The 14383-nt window shown below is 72.0% G+C and carries 11 protein-coding genes and 1 pseudogene; 7 read left to right on the top strand and 5 right to left on the bottom strand.

Going from position 1 to position 14383, the window contains the following annotated elements; genetic code table 11:
* Position 1: 1 nt before the first annotated feature.
* Positions 2-2152, bottom strand: coding sequence for a DUF4139 domain-containing protein (locus tag ACFQ7Q_RS23075; RefSeq protein WP_383558314.1), 2151 nt, complete (start codon positions 2150-2152; stop codon positions 2-4).
* A gap of 227 nt (positions 2153-2379) precedes the next feature.
* On the opposite strand from ACFQ7Q_RS23075, the gene ACFQ7Q_RS23080 reads away from it, so the two are divergent.
* Positions 2380-3858 carry a glutamate--cysteine ligase gene (locus ACFQ7Q_RS23080; RefSeq protein ID WP_383558317.1) on the top strand — a complete coding sequence of 493 codons (1479 nt, stop codon included), beginning with the start codon at positions 2380-2382 and terminating at the stop codon, positions 3856-3858.
* A 34-nt stretch (positions 3859-3892) separates the two neighbouring features.
* Positions 3893-4126, top strand: a pseudogene (locus ACFQ7Q_RS23085) (MFS transporter); the annotation flags it as partial.
* A gap of 2 nt (positions 4127-4128) precedes the next feature.
* Here ACFQ7Q_RS23085 and ACFQ7Q_RS23090 read toward each other — a convergent pair.
* Positions 4129-4644 carry a hypothetical protein gene (locus tag ACFQ7Q_RS23090; protein WP_383558319.1) on the bottom strand — a complete coding sequence of 172 codons (516 nt, stop codon included), beginning with the start codon at positions 4642-4644 and terminating at the stop codon, positions 4129-4131.
* An 84-nt stretch (positions 4645-4728) separates the two neighbouring features.
* Complete coding sequence (thpR, locus tag ACFQ7Q_RS23095; protein ID WP_383558322.1) at positions 4729-5313, bottom strand: RNA 2',3'-cyclic phosphodiesterase; 585 nt, start codon at positions 5311-5313, stop codon at positions 4729-4731.
* A gap of 168 nt (positions 5314-5481) precedes the next feature.
* Here thpR and ACFQ7Q_RS23100 point away from each other — a divergent pair, with 168 nt between their 5' ends.
* On the top strand, positions 5482-6147 hold the full coding sequence (locus ACFQ7Q_RS23100) for a beta-glucanase (protein ID WP_383558324.1): 666 nt from the start codon (positions 5482-5484) through the stop codon (positions 6145-6147).
* A gap of 537 nt (positions 6148-6684) precedes the next feature.
* Here ACFQ7Q_RS23100 and ACFQ7Q_RS23105 read toward each other — a convergent pair.
* Together ACFQ7Q_RS23105 and ACFQ7Q_RS23110 are read right to left on the bottom strand one after the other, a co-directional pair.
* Positions 6685-7602, bottom strand: coding sequence for a S1 family peptidase (locus ACFQ7Q_RS23105; protein WP_383558327.1), 918 nt, complete (start codon positions 7600-7602; stop codon positions 6685-6687).
* A gap of 650 nt (positions 7603-8252) precedes the next feature.
* A complete protein-coding gene (locus tag ACFQ7Q_RS23110; RefSeq protein ID WP_383558329.1) occupies positions 8253-9449 on the bottom strand; it encodes a serine hydrolase domain-containing protein in 1197 nt (398 codons plus the stop codon).
* A gap of 201 nt (positions 9450-9650) precedes the next feature.
* On the opposite strand from ACFQ7Q_RS23110, the gene ACFQ7Q_RS23115 reads away from it, so the two are divergent.
* From ACFQ7Q_RS23115 to ACFQ7Q_RS23130, 4 genes are all read left to right on the top strand, one after another.
* On the top strand, positions 9651-11474 hold the full coding sequence (locus tag ACFQ7Q_RS23115) for a glycoside hydrolase family 15 protein (protein WP_383558332.1): 1824 nt from the start codon (positions 9651-9653) through the stop codon (positions 11472-11474).
* A gap of 167 nt (positions 11475-11641) precedes the next feature.
* Positions 11642-11824 (top strand): hypothetical protein, encoded by a 183-nt coding sequence (locus ACFQ7Q_RS23120; RefSeq protein ID WP_383558339.1) that lies wholly within the window; start codon positions 11642-11644, stop codon positions 11822-11824.
* 63 nt (positions 11825-11887) lie between these two features.
* Complete coding sequence (locus tag ACFQ7Q_RS23125) at positions 11888-12454, top strand: PadR family transcriptional regulator (protein ID WP_383558334.1); 567 nt, start codon at positions 11888-11890, stop codon at positions 12452-12454.
* 121 nt (positions 12455-12575) lie between these two features.
* Complete coding sequence (locus tag ACFQ7Q_RS23130) at positions 12576-14300, top strand: acyl-CoA dehydrogenase family protein (RefSeq protein ID WP_383558336.1); 1725 nt, start codon at positions 12576-12578, stop codon at positions 14298-14300.
* The last annotated feature ends 83 nt before the right edge of the window (positions 14301-14383 follow it).

Consider the following 14383-nt stretch of genomic DNA (forward strand, 5'->3'; position numbering starts at 1 on the left):
CTCAGCTCCTGCGGTTGCCGCCGACCAGGGCTTTGCCGGCCGGGATACGGATCTCGTAGCCGCCGTCGCGGGCGGCGGTGCCACCGGCGGGCAGGTCCACCCGCCAGACCCGGGTGCCCGGGGCATGGTGCTCGGTTCCGGCGCGCTCGGCGGGTGCGGTCCAGTCCGCGCGCTCCTCGATGCGGATGTCCGGCTCGGAGGCGACCGGCACCCGCTCGCGGACCTCGACGGTGACGGGCCGCGCGAGCCCGTTGGCCAGCTCCACGTGCACGCGGTGGTCGAGCACGCTGATGTTGTTGCGCAGGCCGGAGGTCGACTCGTTGACGTTCGTACGGCGGGTCACCCGGATGCCCTCGGCCGGCCCGAGCCCCACCCTGCGGACACCACCCGGGGCGAGCGTGGGCAACGCGGCGGTCAGCAGGAAGTCGTCGTCGACGGTGACCTCCACCGGGCCGGCCAACAGCGCCTGGTCGGTGGCGTTGGAGAGCACCAGCGTCGCGTAGACGGTCGGCTCCACGGACGGCACGCAGAGGTACTCGGTGCGCAGACCGACGGGGATCTCCCCGACGGTGACGGTGTGCCAGGTGCCGTCCGACGGAACGTCGGCGCGGGCGGCGGCATCGAAGCGGTGGTCGAAGGAGCCCGCCGAGGTACGGGGCCGTACGGCATGCCCGGGCAGCGGCAGGGTGGCCACCGCCTCCGCGCGGCGGCGGTGCTCGGCCGCCCCCGCGTCGGAGTGCGATCCGGGGAACAGCCGACCTCGGCGACCGCCCGGTTCGTCGGGGCCGCTCAGGACGAGGGCGGCGTAGTCCAGCTCGGCGCCGCTCGGCTGCGGCGGACCGGCCGGCGCGGGCGGAGGCGGTGGCGGCGCGGCCGCGCCTGGCGCGGGCGGGGCCATGGCTGCGGGAGCCATGGCGGCGGGAGCGCCCGCGAAGCCGCGGCTGCGCGGCATGCCGCCGGGCGGGGCGGGGGCCGCCGGCCGCGCGGGAGCCGACGGCTGCCCCCCGTAGGCCGGCCGCGCGGGAGCCGGCTGGGCCTGGCCGGCCATTGTGTCCCCGTGGACGTCGGGGGCGGAGCCGTACGCGCTGCCCGGCACCGGGAACGCCGGGGGCGGCCCGCCGAAGCCCTGTGGCGCGGGTGGTGGCGGTGGCGGCGGTACGGGGCCGGACGCGGAGCCGGTCCGGGAAGGCGCCGGTGCGGCGGTCGTGACAGGGCGGGGGCCGGCCGCCGTGTACCCGGTGAACAGGTCGGCGAGCCCTGCCGGAGGCTCGCGCCAGCCGGAAGGCGCGGGGGCGGGCTGACGGCGGCCGATCCGGATCGAGCGGAGCTTCGGCAGGTCGGTGCGGCGCCGGAGGTCGGCGGTGGCCAGGGCGATGCGCACCCCGGTCCAGTCCTCGCCGGTGCGCTGGGCGACCGAGGCACGCAGCACCAGACGTCCGGTGCCGTCGCCCTGACGGTGGGTGAGACGGTAGGCAGGCACCCAGACGGCGCCCGGCACGCCGTACTCCAACTCGACTTCCACCTCGTCCGTGTCACCGGTGCCGTCGAGGGTCAGGACGGCGCAGACCGTGGCCTGCACATGCGGGGACGGCGCGTCGGTGGAGGCGCGGGCGAGCCTGTCCGCGGCGACGGCGAGTTCGTGCTCGACGCGGAGCAGTTCCTGCTCCAGCTCGACGAGGCGGGTGTGGAGGGTTGTCAGTCGCCCGTCGACGAAGTCGGCCAGTTCCAGCCACGCGTCGACCGGGGTGCGGCGGTGCGGGTCCTCGGGCTCGCGGGGCGGTGGCACCGGGCGCAGACCCCGGACCTCCTCGATGAGGCTCAGTTGCCGGTCCCGGCGTCCCCGCGCCGACGCATGCGCGTCGCGCAGCCGCTCGACCTCACGCCGCAACTCGTCCTGCCTGCCCGCGCTCGTGTCGGTGCCGAGCGGCTCGGCCTCGATCTCCACCCGGGCCTCGGTGACGCGCGCCCCGGGGGCGCCCAGGACACGTGCCCGCAGCGAGCCGTGGTCCATCGAGCGGGGCAGTCCCGGCACCCGCACCCGGCCGTCCGGCGGCACGCTGCCCCGGGCCAGGCGGCGGCAGAGAGCGCCCTGTGCGTACACCACGACCGAATCGAGGGTCGATCCCCAGTTCTGTGCCGTTCCAGCCGTCATACGCCCCGCCCCCGCCCCGCCGTGTCCATGCTGAGCGAAGCCTACGCCCGAGCGGTCCGACCGTGTTGCCACACTGTGGAAACCCGCAGGTCACGGTGGTGTGAGCGGGGACGGCCGCAGGCTGTGGACCTCCAGGAGCCCGCTGTCATCGGCTTCGGTGGTTCGGTGGCCCTCGGAGTGGGACGCTGAAGGTGGTGGTTCGTGCCGACGAGACTCGGGAGGGACCGATGGGACGTGATGTCCCGGCGCTGGAGTTCACCCGTGAAGACCGCCGCCGGTTCCGGAACAAGGTGCACTCGTGCCTCGACGTGTTCGCGACGATGCTGCGGGAGTCGCGGTTCGACTTCGAGCGGCCGCAGGTCGGTCTGGAGATCGAACTGAACCTCGTGGACGCCGCCGCCGAGCCTGCCATGCGCAGTACGGAAGTCCTGGAGGCGATCGCGGATCCCACCTGGTCGACCGAGCTGGGCCGGTTCAATCTGGAGATCAACATCGAGCCGCGCCGGCTGGTCGCGGGCGGTCCCGACTCCTGGGAGCAGGAGATCCGCGAGGCGCTCAACCACGCCGAGGCGAGGGCCGCGGCGATCGGTGCGCATCTGGTCATGATCGGCATTCTGCCGACGCTGGAGCGGGAGGACGCGGGCCCGGAGACGTTGTCCGGGGATCCGCGGTACCACCTGCTGAACGAGCAGATCTTCGCCGCGCGGGGCGAGGACCTGCTGATCTCGGTGGACGGGATCGAGAAGCTGCGGACCCACGCGGAGACGATCACGCCGGAGGCCGCGTGCACCAGCACCCAGTTCCACCTCCAGGTCTCGCCGGACGAGTTCGCGGACTACTGGAACGCCGCGCAGGCCGTGGCCGGGGTGCAGGTGGCCCTGGCGGCGAACTCTCCGTTCCTGTTCTCCAAGGAGCTGTGGCGCGAGACCCGCATTCCGCTCTTCGAGCAGGCCACCGACACCCGGCCGGACGAGCTCAAGGTGCAGGGAGTGCGGCCGCGGGTCTGGTTCGGCGAGCGATGGATCAACTCCGTCTTCGACCTCTTCGAGGAGAACGCCCGCTACTTTCCGGCGCTGCTGCCCGTGTGCGACGACGAGGACCCGGAGAAGACGCTCGCCGACGGAGGGACCCCCGGACTGTCCGAGCTCACCCTGCACAACGGCACGGTCTACCGCTGGAACCGCCCCGTCTATGCCGTGGTCGACGGCGTGCCGCATCTGCGGGTGGAGAACCGGGTGCTGCCCGCCGGTCCCACCGTGGCCGACGTGCTGGCGAACGGCGCCTTCTACTACGGGCTGATCCGGGCCCTGGTCGACGAGGACCGGCCCGTCTGGTCACGGATGTCCTTCTCGGCCGCGGAGGACAACCTCCATGCCGCCGCACGTCACGGCATCGACGCGCACGTGTACTGGCCCGGGATGGGCGAGGTGCCGGTCACCGAGCTGGTGCTGAGGCGCCTGCTGCCGCTGGCGGACCGCGGGCTCGAGCGGATGGGGTTGGAGGCGGCCCGGCGGGAGCCGCTGCTCGGGGTCATCGAGCAGCGGTGCGTCAGCGGTCGTAACGGTGCGGTGTGGCAGTCCGAGATGTTCCATCACATCCACGACATCGACCACGCGGACCGGCACCAGGCGCTGCGGCGGATGACCCTGCAGTACATCGAGTACATGCATCTGAACGCTCCGGCCCACACCTGGCCGGTCGACTGAACCACGGGGCGCGTCGGCGGCGGAGAGCGAGGCCTCGGCGGCCGTGAACGCCGAGATGGTCCCCGCCCGCGTACGGGCGGCCGGGATCGGCTTCCCGTACTCGCTCACGGTCGCGGTGTTCGGCGGGACGGCGCCGTACGTCGGGACGCTCTTCAAGGAGCTGGACCGACCCGGGCTGTTCCCCTGGTACGTGGCCGCCCTGTGCCTCGTCTCCTCGGCGGTGTATCTCCGTCTGCCGGAGACCGCCCACAAGGAACTGGACCGCTGACGCTATCCGCGGACGGCGGTGAGGTGGTACGTCGTGTCGATCCAGAAGCCGCCGGTCGTGCTGCCCTTGATCTCCAGGACGTACTGTCCCGGCGTCAGGGGGGCGATGCCCGCCCATATCCCCCACGCGAGATGCATCCGCAGGTCCACCCGGAACAGCGGCGCGGTGAACTCCCTCAACGGAAGCGGTACCCCGTTGAGGAAGGCCTTCGCCTCCGCCACGTCCATGGTCAGCGGCTTCCGCGAGTGGTGCTTCGTGTGCTGGGTGTTGAGCACGGGAAAGAAGACGGGGCGGTCGGAGGGCACCTCGCACGTCCGCACCACGCGGCCGCCGTAGGTGCCGGCCAGGAACCACAGATCCTCCGGCTGCCGCCAGGCCGCGTGTCGACCGGTCCTGTCGGCGACCGGGCTGACGTCGTCGGGCGCCGACAGCGCCCATTGCCACCAGCGTGCCGCCAGCACGCCGCCCTCCGTGTCGCTGATGTCCCAGGAACCGCTGTTCCGAGCCGTCTCGCTCATGCCCCACCCCTTCCCGGGGGGGTGCGCCCCCGGCCGTCGAACAAGCGAACCCTACCGACGCCGCCGCCTCCGCTGGCGGGTGCGTCACCGGCCGCCGGTGAAGTCCCAGGCGTCGACGTCCCTGTAGCGGATCGGTCCCGGGCCGCGGCCGAAATTGCTGCCGACCAGGTGCAGGCGTTCGGCATCCCAGGGGCGGCCGGTGAAGGCGGTGAGTCCGGCGGCGACCCGCACCACGCCGGCGGGGTCGTCGCGGCGGGATCGGGCCAGCGTCAGATGGGGGCGCAGAGGCCGGTCCTCGAAGGGGATTCCGCAGTCCTTGACGACGGCGCGGACGTCGGCGGCGAGCAGGTGCAGCCCTTCGAGATCCCCGTCGATCCCGCTCCACAGGACCCGCTCGTCGAAACAACCGGCGCCGCGCAGTGCCAGGCGCAGGGGCGGCCGCGTCTCCGCGAGGCGGGCGAGCGGCTCTCGCAGGAGCGGAATGGTGGCGGTGGGCACCTCTCCGAGGAACGCGAGGGTGATGTGCCAGTCCTCGATGCGGTTCCACCGCATGGTCGGGTACGCGTCGTAGGCGGGGCGCAGCGCCTGGGCCAGTTCTTCCTTCGCTTCGTCGGGCGGCGCGAGCGCTATGAACACGCGGACGGTCGAGGCCTGGATCTTTTCGTTCACAGAGACTTCGTACACCACGCCCCGCCGCCGAGTGGCACCCGAGGGCCGGCAACCCATCGCCTCGTGTGACGACTTCACGACAGTGAGTGAGGGATTCCGGATATCGAGGGAGTACGCGGGCAGATTCCCGGGGGACACACGCACCGTCGCACTCCAGGGAGCCCGCCCATGTCGACACCGCCTCCGGCCGCCGAGCCGGTCTTCACCGCCGACTTCGCCTCGCCGGAGCAATGGACGGCGGGCCGCTCCTGGGCCTATCCCGACGGCGGCCCCGTCAACCCGCGGGACAACAAGCTGGACCATCTGGTGGCGGACCCCGCCTACAGTCGCTCGGGCGTCTTCCGGGCGACCCGGCGCCGCGACGGCCTGTGGGACGCCGGGCTCCTGACGACGGAGGGAAGCCCCGAGGGCTTCGAGGTTCGCGCCGGCGACGTCCTTGAGGCGCGGGTGCGGCTCCCTGAGGGGAACGGCGCCTGGCCGGCGATCTGGACCTGGCGGGACGGCGGCCAGGAGATCGACGTCTTCGAGTACCACCCCGACAACCCGGATCTCCTGGAGTTGTCGAACCGGGTCCGCGGCGGACACCTCTACCACCGGGACCCCGGCATCCGGCCCGGCGGCTGGGTGCGGCTGCGCACCGAGTTCGGAGCCCGCTCCGTGGTGTGGTGGGTCGACGGTGTGAAGGTCTTCTCGGACGGACGGGGCGTCGGCCCCTCCTGGCACGCGTACTTGATCGTCAACCTCTCCGTCTGCGCCGGCCGCTACCACCCCGCGCCCGACGCCGGCGCGACGGAACTGTCCTACGAGGTACAGGACTTGCGCGTCTACCGATAGGTGTGGTGGCGAGGCCCGAAGGCGGCGACCCGGAGCCCCGTCGGCGGTGGCTCCACGGGCCCGAATTCAGAGTGATGCCACGCGTACGTCCCGGCTACAGTGCGGGACATGGGGGTCGACACGGATGTGGCGGTCGTGGGGGCGGGGGCCTGGCATTGAGCCCGTCGCGCCGACGCCCTGCGCGTGCTGGCCCGCACCGACCTCGCCACGCGCGCGTGGACCCTCCGAGCGGCCCCGGCCCGAGCCGTCCGTGACACGGCCCTGCGTGGCGTCCTTGCCACGTCCGCCGGTCGCCGCCTGCTCGCCGAGGCCGTCGCGGGCCCGCGACGGGCCCGATCTCGCGCCTGAACCTTCCGCACCCCAGGACGATCCCCGGCTCGCCCGTCCGGTCGCCGAACGGTCGGCCGCCACAGGGTCATCCGTCGCGGCAGGCGGCTCTCAGGGCGAGCGCGCCGAGGCCGGCGGCCCCCGAAGGGACCGCCGGCCCGGGTGCCGAGCGAGGGAGCTGTGGAGTCCGCCGACTCCGAGGCCCCCGGACTAGAAGACGCTCACGCCGTACGCGCTCAGCGCCTCCGTCACCGGCTGGAAGAACGTGGTGCCGCCGCTGGAGCAGTTGCCGCTGCCGCCGGAGGTGAGGCCGAGCGCGGTGGTGCCGGAGAAGAGCGCGCCGCCGCTGTCACCCGGCTCGGCGCAGACGTTGGTCTGGATCAGACCGTAGACGATGTCGCCACCGCCGTAGTTGACGGTCGCGTTGAGACCGGTGACCGTACCGCTGTGCAGACCGGTGGTGCTGCCGCTGCGCTGCACCGACTGGCCGACGGAGGCGTTGCCCGCGCCGGTGATGTCGCGGTAGCTGCCGTTGTACAGGTAGACCCGGCCGTCCGCCGCCGAGGCGTTGGAGTGGCGGATGATGCCGTAGTCGTTGGTCGGGAAGCTCGTGCCGGCCCGGGTGCCGAGCACCGTGGTGTTGGCGGAGTTGGTGTACCAGGTGCTGCCGATGTTGGTGCAGTGTCCGGCGGTGAGGGCGTAGTAGGTCGAGCCGCTGCGGACGTTGAAGCCGAGCGAGCAGCGCCCGCCGCCGGCGTAGATGGCCTGGCCGCCGGCGATGAGCTTGTTGAACGTGCCGGGAGTCCGCTTGATCTCCAGGTCGCCGGCGCGGTCGCCGGCGGCCTTCTTGATCTTGGCGATCTCGGCGGCGGAGACGGTGGAGTCGGCGGTGAGGACGATCTTCCCCGTCGCCTGGTCGGTGTACCAGGCGGTGCCGGGCACGTCGGCTCCGCGTACGGCCTGGTCGGCGACGGCGAGTTGGGCGGTGGTGGCCCGGGCGTCCTCGGTGGTGGCCGCGGACGAGGTGGGGACGGCAAGCGCTGAGGCGGCGACCAGGGCGGAGGCCACGGCGACGAGCCGTGCGCCCTTCGCGACGCCGCCGAGGGGGGACAGGCGCTTGAGGTTCACAGAATCCTCCGGTGGGGGAGTGGGGGAATCGCTGGGTGGGCGATCCCTTGAGCCGGGCAGGTGGGTCCGGACCGGAGGGTGCTCCGGCATGGACCTGTCAAACTCGACAGGAGGAATCCTCGAATCAGGGCCGCCTCGGCGGCAAGAACGCCTTTCGGCCGATCTACGCGCGTCCATATGGTCCAATGCGATGCCGATGCCGAGTGGGCCCGGATCGATCACCGTGGCGGGTGGGGTCGGTGAGAGGCGCGCAAACGCTTGCGACGGTTTGCTGACGTTCTTTCAGGAGGGTTCCGTGTGGGCTGAGTTGCCGGTGGGAATCTCTTCGAGAAAGCGGAAGGAGGCGTACCGTTTCGCCAGCTCAGGCAATGGGGCGACCTCGATCCCGCACCCCGGGCGCTGTCGTCGCCGGCCCCCGGCCGACGGAGCCCCTGCCGTTCGCCGGAGCGGTAGCGGGCGCACAGATCCGGCCGCGGCCTCCGTTCGGTCCGGGGGTGCGAGCGAGCCCGGTCGTGGCGGACGGGAGGGCGTCCACGGCCCAGTGGTACAGGTGCGGACGCCCCTCAATGCCGTAATCGTTCCCCTCCGACCGGGCCCGCCGGATGTCCGGTTCCCGTCGGAGCCGAGGGCCGGTGGAGCCGGCGTCGTCCCTAGAGGGAGGCGTACACCGCCTCGACCAGTGCCATCTTGCGAGGGTCGTCCGCGATGTTGGGACCCATGCGGTTCATCACGTATCCCAGGGAGACCCCCGCCTCCGGGTCCGCGAGGCCGCAGGAGCCGCCGAAGCCGTCGTGGCCGAAGGCTCGGGGATTGGGGCCGTACGAGGCGTTGGGGCCGCTGAGCCAGAGGCCGAGGGCGCACTCCGTGTCGTGGGCGAACCCCGCGCCGAGGACCAGGTCCCGGCAGGCGCCCTGCCCCTCGCGGGCCCGCTCGGCGGCCTGTTCGGACAGGATCCGGTGCTCGCCGGAGCGGCCGCGCCCGGCGAAGACGCCGTACAGCTCGGCGACGGCCCGGGCCGTTCCGTGGCCGTTGGCCGCGGGCAGCTCGGCGGCGCGCCACTCGGGGCTGTTGGCCTGGGCGGCACCGACGAGGGGATTGGCGAGGGCGGCTTGCGCGGCGGGCTCCAACTGGGCGAACAGAGCGGCCTGTTCACTCGCCGAGGACGTTCGGGGGTGTACCAGCTCGGCCACCCGGACCGCCTCCTTCTCCGGGAGGCCGATGGTGAAGTCGATGCCGAGAGGTCCGGTGATCTCGTCGCGGAGGAAGTCGCCGGTGAGTCGTCCGGTGACGCGCCGGATCACCTCGCCGACCAGGAAGCCGTACGTCATCGCGTGGTAGCCGGAGCGGGTCCCGGGCTCCCACCACGGCTCCGTCGCCGCCAGCCGGGCGGTCGTCACCTCCCAGTCGTAGAACTCGTCGAGCGTGAGCGGCTCGCGCAGGCCGGACAGCCCCGCGCGGTGGGAGAGGAGATGGCGTACGGGTAGCGTCTCCTTGCCCCCGGCGCCGAACTCGGGCCAGTAGGAGGCGACCGGCGCGTCCAGATCGAGCAGTCCGCGGTCCGCCAGCAGATGGGCGCAGAGTGCGGTGACGCCCTTGGTCGTGGACCAGACGTTGACCACGGTGTCGTGCTCCCAGTGGCGCGTACGGGCTCCGTCCGCCCAGCCGCCCCACAGGTCGACCACGGTCTCGCCGTGGACCTGGACCGTCACCGCCGCCCCGAGTTCGTCCCTCGTGCGGAAGTTGGCCTCGAAGGCGTCCCGTACGGCGGAGAAACGGGGGTCGCAGCGTCCTTCGATCGAGGGCGTGGGTGCGGGCTGGGGCGAACGGGCCGGCTCGGGATCGGGCATGACGTCCTCCAGGGGCGCTCGGCGGTCGCGAGCAACATACCGACTGGTCGGATCGGGGGGAAGGCGGTGCGCACCGGCCACGCGGCGGACGTGTCGTTCGCCCGGTCGGTCCATCCGCGTTGCCGAGGCGGCCACCGGCGGGTTCCGTGGACACGACCAGTGGCACCGAAGGCCCGGAGTCGCGGGAGAATCGAGGTCCTCTTGCCCGGTTACCCTCCGATCGCCGGCCATGGACTGATCGGTGACCTGCAGAGCGCCGCCCTCATCTCCGCCGAGGGCGCCGTGGACTGGTTCTGCGCGCCGCGCTTCGACTCGCCGAGCATCTTCGCCTCCCTGCTCGACCAGGAGCGCGGCGGCCACTTCACCATCGCCCCCACCAGCGACGAGGTGACCGTCCGCCAGCTCTACCTCCCCGACACGGCCGTCCTGATCACCCGGTTCCTCACCGCCGAGGGCGTGGGCGAGGTGGTCGACTTCATGCCGGTGGACGACCGGCCGGACGTCCCCACCGACCGGCACCGCCTGGTGCGGGCCATGCGGGTGGTGCGCGGGACCCTCACCTTCGACGTGCAGTGCCGGCCCCGCTTCGACTACGGACGCGCCCCGCACACCCTCACGCGCGACGGCAACGCCGCCACCTTCCACGGCCCCGACCTCGATGTACACCTGCGGAGCACCGTCCCCCTGGACGCCGACGGCCAGGACGTCCACGCCACCGTCACCCTCCGGCAGGGCCAGAGAGCCGGAATCCTCCTGGAGACCTCCGCTCCGGGAGCCACCCCCGCGCCGGTCACCGAAGCGGAGGTGCAGGCGGCCATGGAGGAGACCCGCGTCTTCTGGCAGCAGTGGATCAACCGCTGCCGCTACCGGGGCCGCTGGCAGCACATGGTCAACCGCTCGGCCATCACCCTCAAGCTGCTCATCTACGCCCCGTCCGGCGCGCCGGTCGCCGCCGCCACCATGGGGCTGCCCGAGCAGATCGGCGGTGAACGGAACTGGGACTACCGCTACACCTGGATCCGCGACGCCTCGCTCTCGATGCGCGTCCTGCTCGACCTCGGCTACTTCGAGGAGGCGAACGCCTTCCGCCGCTGGCTCGGCGCACGCTTCCGCACACCGCGCCCGGCCGGCAGCGAGCCGATGCAGATCATGTACCGCATCGACGGCGATCCCCATCTGCCCGAGGAGATCCTGGGGCACCTGTCCGGCTACCGCGACTCCTCTCCCGTGCGGGCGGGGAACGGCGCGGTCGATCAGCTGCAGCTCGACATCTACGGCGAGTTCGCCTACGCCATGACCCACTCGGCGGAACTGGCCGACGTGGCCGGCTACGAGGCATGGAAGGGGTTCTCCGCGCTCCTCGACTGGCTCGCCGACAGCTGGGACCGCCCCGACGAGGGCATCTGGGAGACCCGCGGCGGCCGCAAGCACTTCACGTACAGCCGGCTGATGTGCTGGGTCGCGCTCGACCGCGGCATTCGGCTCGCCACCCAGTACGCCCGCCCCGCCGACCTCACCCGCTGGATCGAGCAGCGCGACCGCATCCTCGTCCAGGTGATGGAACGCGGCTGGAACTCCCGGCTCAAGGCCTTCGTCCAGCACTACGAAAGCGATGTGCTCGACGCGTCGCTGCTGCTCATGCCGCTGGTCGGCTTCATCTCCCCGAAGGCGCCCTCGTGGCTCTCCACCCTGGACGCCATGGACCGCGAACTCGTCACGGACAGCCTCGTCTACCGCTACAACCCCGAGGCGTCCCCCGACGGTCTACGCGGCTCCGAGGGCACCTTCTCGCTCTGCAGCTTCCTCTACGTCGAGGCCCTGGCCCGGGCGGGCCGCCTCGACCAGGCCCGCTTCGCGATGGACAAGATGCTGACGTACGCCAACCACGTGGGGCTCTTCGCCGAGGAGATCGGCCCGACGGGCGAACAACTCGGCAACTTCCCGCAGGCGTTCACCCACCTCGCCCTGATCACCGCGGCCATGGCCCTCGACGAGGAACTCGACAAGGCCGCCGAACGCCGCTGACCCGGGGCGACCCGCTTCCCGTCGAATGCGGGCGGCGCCCCGCCGGGCCCACGTCGCCCGGCGGTGCCCGACCATCTGGCCCTCGCCGAGCGCTTCGGCACGCTGGTCTGGACGACGTACCGCCGCTCGCCTCCTGCGCGGCGGACGGCCGCCGGCGGTTCGCCAACCTGGTGGACGTCTGCTGCGACCGCGACGTACGGCTGTTCCTGATCGGCGCCGACCCGCTGGACGGACTGCCCGACGGCTCCGATCTCCTGCGCGATCCGGACCGTACGGCCAGCCGGCTCGCGATGCTCCGCCGCGCGGACGTGGCCCGCCAGGCGCCGCGTCACTTCACGCCGCCCGGGTGAGCCGCGTCTCACCCGGGCGGTCGCGCTTGCCTATGCAACGAGTTGCATAGAAGGATTCCGGGTGTGGCGATCGAACACGCGATTCTTGTGTCCCTGCTGGAGAAGCCCGGTTCCGGCTACGAGCTGGCCCGGCGCTTCGAGCGGTCCATCGGGTACTTCTGGACCGCCAGCCATCAGCAGATCTACCGCGTGCTCAAGCGGATGGAGAGCGACGGCTGGGTCGACGTCCGGGACGTGCCGCAGCACGGCCGCCCGGACAAGAAGGAGTACACCGTCGCGGACCTCGGACAGGCCGTGCTGTCCAGCTGGCTCCACGAGCCCATCGAGCCCGAGAGCATCCGGCACGACCTCGCCGTGAAGATCCGGGGCGCGGCCTTCGACGACCCGGCCGCGCTGATCCACGAGGTCGAGCGGCACCGGCGTGCGCACGGCGAGCGGCTCGCCCACTACCTGGCGGGCGAGGAACGCGACTTCCCGGAGGCGGAGGCGCCCGCCGCCCCCGGCCCGCTCGACGCGGGCCGGGAGCTCCAGCACGTCGTGCTGCGCGGCGGCATCGCGTACGAGCGGATGACGCTCGCCTGGCTCGACGACGTCCTCGCCACCCTCCACCGGCTCGCTGCCGAGCGCTGAACCCCGGGCCATCGCGACCCCCGCGCCGTCACGACCCGCGCCATCACGACCCCCGCGCCTTCACCCCCCGCGCCATCACGACCACCGACCACCGCACCCATCGGACCGAAAGACGGAGCTCATGGCCGACTCGCTGCTGTTCAACCCGCACACCTACGACCCGGCACACTTCGATCCCGAGACCCGCCGACTGCTGCGCGCCACGGTCGACTGGTTCGAGGAGCGCGGCAAGCGCCGGCTGATCGAGGACTACCGCACCCGCGCCTGGCTGGGGGACTTCCTCGCCTTCTCGGCCAAGGAAGGACTGTTCGAGACCTTCCTGACGCCCTCCGCCGACGCCGGCGAGGGGCAGGGGGACAAGCGCTGGGACACCGCCCGCATCGCGGCCCTGAACGAGATCCTCGGCTTCTACGGGCTCGACTACTGGTACGCCTGGCAGGTCACCATCCTGGGCCTCGGCCCGGTCTGGCAGAGCGACAACGCCACCGCCCGCGCCCGCGCCGCCGAACTCCTCTCCCAGGGCGAGGTGTTCGCCTTCGGCCTTTCCGAGAAGTCCCACGGCGCCGACATCTACTCCACCGACATGCTGCTGGAGCCCGATGCCGCGGGCGGCTTCCGGGCCACCGGATCCAAGTACTACATCGGCAACGGCAACGCGGCCGGACTCGTCTCCGTCTTCGGCCGCCGCACCGACGTCGAAGGCCCGGACGGGTACGTCTTCTTCGCCGCCGACAGCCGCCACCCGGCGTACCACCTGGTCAAGAACGTCGTCGACTCCTCGAAGTACGTCAGCGAGTTCCGCCTGGAGGACTACCCCGTAGCCCCCGAGGACGTCCTGCACACCGGCCGCGCCGCCTTCGACGCCGCACTCAACACCGTCAACGTGGGCAAGTTCAACCTGTGCACCGCCTCCATCGGCATCTGCGAGCACGCGATGTACGAGGCCGTCACCCACGCCCACAACCGCATCCTCTACGGCCGCCCCGTCACCGCCTTCCCGCACGTGCGCCGCGAGCTGACCGACGCGTACGTACGCCTCGTCGGCATGAAGCTGTTCAGCGACCGCGCCGTCGACTACTTCCGTACCGCCGGGCCCGACGACCGCCGCTACCTCCTCTTCAACCCGATGACGAAGATGAAGGTGACCACGGAGGGCGAGAAGGTCATCGACCTGATGTGGGACGTCATCGCGGCCAAGGGCTTCGAGAAGGACAACTACTTCGCCCAGGCCGCCGTCGAGATCCGGGGCCTCCCGAAGCTCGAGGGCACCGTCCACGTCAACCTGGCGCTGATCCTGAAGTTCATGCGGAACCACCTGCTGGACCCGGCCGCGTACGAGCCCGTGCCGACCCGCCTGGACGAGGCCGACGACACCTTCCTCTTCCAGCAGGGACCGGCCCGCGGCCTGGGATCCGTACGCTTCCACGACTGGCGCACCGCGTACGACGCGTACGCCGGAGTGGCGAACGTCGACCGCTTCCGCGAGCAGGCCGACGCGCTGTGCGAGTTCGTCCTCACCGCCGCGCCCGACGAGGAGCAGAGCCGTGACCTGGACCTCCTCCTCGCCGTCGGCCAGCTGTTCGCGCTCGTCGTCCACGGCCAGCTGGTCCTGGAGCAGGCGCGCCTGACCGACCTCGACGAGGACGTCCTCGACGAGCTGTTCGCCGTCCTCGTGCGGGACTTCTCCGCCCATGCCGTCGAGCTGCACGGCAAGGACTCCGCCACCGAGCAGCAGCAGCTCTGGGCGCTGGGAGCCGTTCGACGCCCGGTCGTCGACGAGGCCCGCTCGGGCCGGGTCTGGCAGCGCGTCGAGGCGCTCGCGGGCACGTACGAAATGGCACCGTGACGCACCCTCACCACCAGCTCGGCAGGCGGGGCCGGCCGGGCCCGCCTGCCGCGCGCCGAGGCAGTCGGCGGCCGAGCCTGACG

The organism is Streptomyces sp. NPDC056527 (assembly GCF_042794475.1).
In the GTDB taxonomy this organism is placed as follows: Bacteria; Actinomycetota; Actinomycetes; order Streptomycetales; family Streptomycetaceae; genus Streptomyces.